This window comes from Mycobacterium sp. (genome assembly GCF_049280035.1).
Lineage (GTDB): Bacteria > Actinomycetota > Actinomycetes > Mycobacteriales > Mycobacteriaceae > Mycobacterium.
Genome location: NZ_JBAPPI010000672.1, coordinates 1 through 3772, shown reverse-complemented (window position 1 = coordinate 3772; position 3772 = coordinate 1). Strand labels below are relative to the sequence as shown.

Here is a 3772-nt window from a genome sequence, read left to right as displayed (position 1 = left end):
CGGCGTTACTGACCGCGGCGGCTTGTTGCCCCTGCCCGGCCGGGTTGGTGTTCTGGGCCGGCGGGGTCAACGGCGACAGCGTCGCCGCTGCTGCCGAGGCGCCGGCGTAGCCGAACATCGCGGCAGCGTCCTGCGCCCAAAACTCGCCATACATGGCTTCGTTGGCCGCGATCGCCGGGGTGTTTTGACCCAGGATGTTGGTCGCGACGAGTATCGCCAGCTGCGCCCGGTTGGCGGCGACAACCATCGGCGGGATCGTGGCAGAAAAGGCCATCTCGTACGCCGCCGCCGATGCGGTGGCCTGGGTTGCTGCTTCCTGCAGCTGCGCCGCGGTGGTGTCCAGCCAGGCAATGTAGGGCTGAGCCGCGGCGGCCATCGCCTGTGACGACGGTCCCTGCCACTCCGACCCGGTCAGTTGGTTGATCACCGACTCGTAGGACGATGCGTTCGAGCTCAATTCCGAGCTCAGATTGTTGAACGCGGAGGAAGCGGCCATCAGCGGTCCCGCTCCGGCGCCGGAGTACATGAGTGCGGAGTTGATCTCCGGGGGTCGGGCTGCGAAATCGAAAACCATGTCTAAATCCCGTCTTTGTATTGATCGGATTGAGGTTGAGGTTTAACCGGCCAACGTTGGCCGCGTGGATTCCTAGATCGTCGGCTTGGGGATCGGCGGCATGACCTTGGGTTTGACGCCGTAGCGTGGCGCTCCGAAGCTCGAGCCGCCGCGACCGCCATTGGCGACCGCAGGCATTCCGGCGATGCCGGGTCCCATCCCACCGGTGGTCGGTGCGGCGGTGGTCCAGCTCTGCGACGCCAACGTGACCGGCGTGCTGGCCGTCGGCACCCCGGCTCCGGCGGCCCAGCTGGGCGGCACCGACAGCGGGCCGATTGACGATCCGGAGCCGGCCGCGGCCAACACCGGCGCAGCGCCAATTCCGCCGGCTCCGCCGACGGCGCCTGCCGGACCGACATCGCCGACCAGGCCCGATCCCAAGCCCCCGAGGTCGGCGGAAGCGGTCGAGGGAGCGGCGAGCGCATTCAGCAGACCGCCGCCGCCCATGCCGATCAAGTCGGAGTAGCCGGAGGTGAAGTTGCCGACCTCGTCCAACGGCACCTGGATGAGGTTGCTGTTCAAGCCGCCGGGCAGGATGCCAAATCCGTTGCCAAGGAAGGACGTCAGGCTGTTGATGAAGTCGGTGATCGGCGTGGTCGATTGCGCAGTCGACGACGCCGCGCTCGACGCGGCGTTGGACAGCCCGGAGGTGGCGGCCCCGGCCTGGTTGGCCGCCTCCGTGTCTTGGTAGGAGCTGGACGAGCTCTGGAGGAGGTTCACGAACTGCTGGTGAATGGCCTGGGCCTCGGCGCTGACCGTTTGGTAGAGCTGGCCGTAGGTCGAGAACACGCCGGCCTGCAGGGCCGACACCTCGTCGGCCGCCGCGGGGGCGAGGGCCGTCGTCGGGGCGGCAGCGGCCGAGCTCTCGGCGGCAAATGAGTTGCCGATCCCTTCTAGCTGGCTCGCGGCCGCGGCGATCGCAGCGGGCGCTGTACTCACGTATGCCATGTGTCTCTCCTGGTGGAAAGCGGCCGGCCCCAACGGGGTCGGCCACTGTGGTCAGTGTCGGTACGTGCTGGAATCCGGCGTCGGGTCCACGGCTCTACCTTGACGTAACCTGAGCGCCACCGCATACCGCGTTAATGGCTTCTTAACGTTCGGGCGTAACTTTTAACACACAGCTGGTATCGACCGGCCGTTTCGGACGCCCGGTGAGGGTTTCAGCAGCCACGCGTTACATTCGTCGCTGGCCCCCATAGCCCAATCGGCAGAGGCAGCGGACTTAAAATCCGCCCAGTGTGGGTTCGAGTCCCACTGGGGGCACGGCGGAAGGTGGGAGCGCGGTCTCAGGGTGTTCTCAGGGATCAAGGTGAAGGGATCACGGTGTACTGCAGGCGGACGACGAGTCCACGGCTCCACCTTGGCAAAACCAGTGCTGCGTCGCATAGCGCATTGACGGTTTCTTAACGGCCCTTACGGCGCCAGCCGCGGATCAGCGAATCGGCCCAGGCGGTCTATCCGGGCCGCCAGTGTCAAGCAGATCGAGTTGCATCCATGCCACGTCGTGCCAGCTGCTGTGCTTCCATGCCATTTCTTTCCAACCGGATCACTCCGCTGCCGTGAGCGGGCATGCCCGCCGACGCATATAGTTGCGCGATGGTTGATCGACTTTCGGGACCTGGTGCTGACGCTGGACAAAATCATGGCGAAGTGTCCACGCCAACCGTATTCATAGCTACGCCCATGTATGGTGGAATGGCTTCGGGTATCTACACCGTGTCAATGGTGCAATTATCCGCCATATTCCTCAGAAACAGGGTTGATTCCGTATACGCCGTCACGTCGAGTGAAAGCCTCGTGCCCAACGCCAGGAATGTCTTAGCCAATCAATTTCTCGAATCCCAGGCCACCCATTTGATGTGGATTGATGCGGATATCGGGTTTAACGCCTTGGATATAGTAAGCATGCTGATGGCTGATAGAGACATCGTGTGTGGGATATATCCCAAGAAAGAGGTGGATTGGGCGGGTGTGGCGCGGGCGGTCTCGGCAGGCGTCCCGCCGGAAAAGTTGAGCAACCACGCAGGCTCGTTCGCCATTAAACTTCTCGATGGCTCCGCTGGAAATTATGACCGCGACCCTGATGGCTTATTAGAGGTTGCGGCCGGAGGTACCGGATTTATGCTTATCAAGCGTGGTGTGTTCGACACGCTATCCGAGGTTGTCCCGGAATATGCGCCAGACCAAAGTTTGATCAAGGAGTTTTACGCCACGACCACCGAGCCTGAGTCAGGCAGGCTGATAACAGAAGATTATCATTTCTGTCAGCTGGCACGCACCCACGGTTTCAAGATTTACGCAGCGCCCTGGGCGCACTTAAGCCATGCTGGAACATATATATTTGACCGCCGTTTTGACCTGGACTGGCTAACGCCAAGCGACGGATCTGGAATTGATCTCAGCGGCTAGGGAACCGGGAGTTATGGCGTCCGCTGAGCCGATCATCGTCGTGCTGGGCCCACGGTGCGGAGGTACGTCGGCGGTCGCCGGCGTGCTGCACCATCTGGGCGTATACATGGGCACCGAATTCAGCTTGGCCTACCGCGAACTGACGGAATCCTGGGAGGATTCGGGGCTACGCCAACTGTGCAGCAGGGCCTTTAGCGAGCCGGGCGATCTGCTCCAGTTGGATGCCGGTGTGTTCGAGGCGAAACTGCGAAGTTGGGCCGACCATCATCGCCGCGCTGCCCGCCTGGCAGGACGCCCGCCCGGAGCAAAGGACCCGTGTCTTTGTCTTGCGGTTGATTTCATCCGTGACACCTGGGGCCCGATTGTGCCGGTTGTGGTGGACCGACCATTTGCGAAGGTGGTGTCATCGCTGAATCGGCTCGGGTGGTTACCAGATGAGCAAGAGCGGGCTGAGTCGACCGCACGTCTCATTGCCGCGCGCGACCTCGCCTTAGCTGGCGCGAAGAAGATCCGGGTCGACTTTGAGGAGTTGTGCGCGACGCCATCGGTTGTGATCCGCCGTCTCGCCGAGGACCTGGGCCTCGAGGTGACGGAGGCCCAGGTGCAGGCGGCCGCGGATAACGTTGTGAAACCCACCGATGTCCCCCGCGATGTGGATCCTCACCAGCGTTTCATCGATCTGCTACTGCCCGATGTGCAACGCAACCCCACAGATTCGCGACCGGTGTTTTCGCTGGCGGAGGTCTACTT

Annotated in this window: 4 protein-coding genes and 1 tRNA gene; 3 read left to right on the top strand and 2 right to left on the bottom strand. The window is 62.8% G+C overall.

What is annotated here, in order from left to right:
* Both WAN71_RS21640 and WAN71_RS21635 read right to left on the bottom strand, forming a co-directional pair.
* The coding region (locus tag WAN71_RS21640; RefSeq protein WP_422227292.1) for a PPE family protein at positions 1–574 on the bottom strand (574 nt) is incomplete at its 3' end.
* A 72-nt stretch (positions 575–646) separates the two neighbouring features.
* Entirely contained in the window at positions 647–1561 is a 915-nt protein-coding gene (locus WAN71_RS21635; protein ID WP_422227291.1) for a PPE family protein, SVP subgroup, read from the bottom strand.
* 241 nt (positions 1562–1802) lie between these two features.
* On the opposite strand from WAN71_RS21635, the gene WAN71_RS21630 reads away from it, so the two are divergent.
* From WAN71_RS21630 to WAN71_RS21620, 3 genes are all read left to right on the top strand, one after another.
* Positions 1803–1876 (top strand) — tRNA-Leu (locus WAN71_RS21630).
* A 333-nt stretch (positions 1877–2209) separates the two neighbouring features.
* Positions 2210–3022, top strand: coding sequence for a hypothetical protein (locus tag WAN71_RS21625; protein ID WP_422227290.1), 813 nt, complete (start codon positions 2210–2212; stop codon positions 3020–3022).
* A 13-nt stretch (positions 3023–3035) separates the two neighbouring features.
* Positions 3036–3772: hypothetical protein (locus WAN71_RS21620; protein WP_422227289.1), on the top strand; the 737-nt coding region annotated here is incomplete at its 3' end.

Bases quoted from the DNA above. Each gene is read 5' to 3' on its own strand.
- WAN71_RS21635 (WP_422227291.1), bottom strand. From the start codon at position 1,561: ATGGCATACGTGAGTACAGCGCCCGCTGCGATCGCCGCGGCCGCGAGC.
- WAN71_RS21625 (WP_422227290.1), top strand. From the start codon at position 2,210: ATGGTTGATCGACTTTCGGGACCTGGTGCTGACGCTGGACAAAATCAT.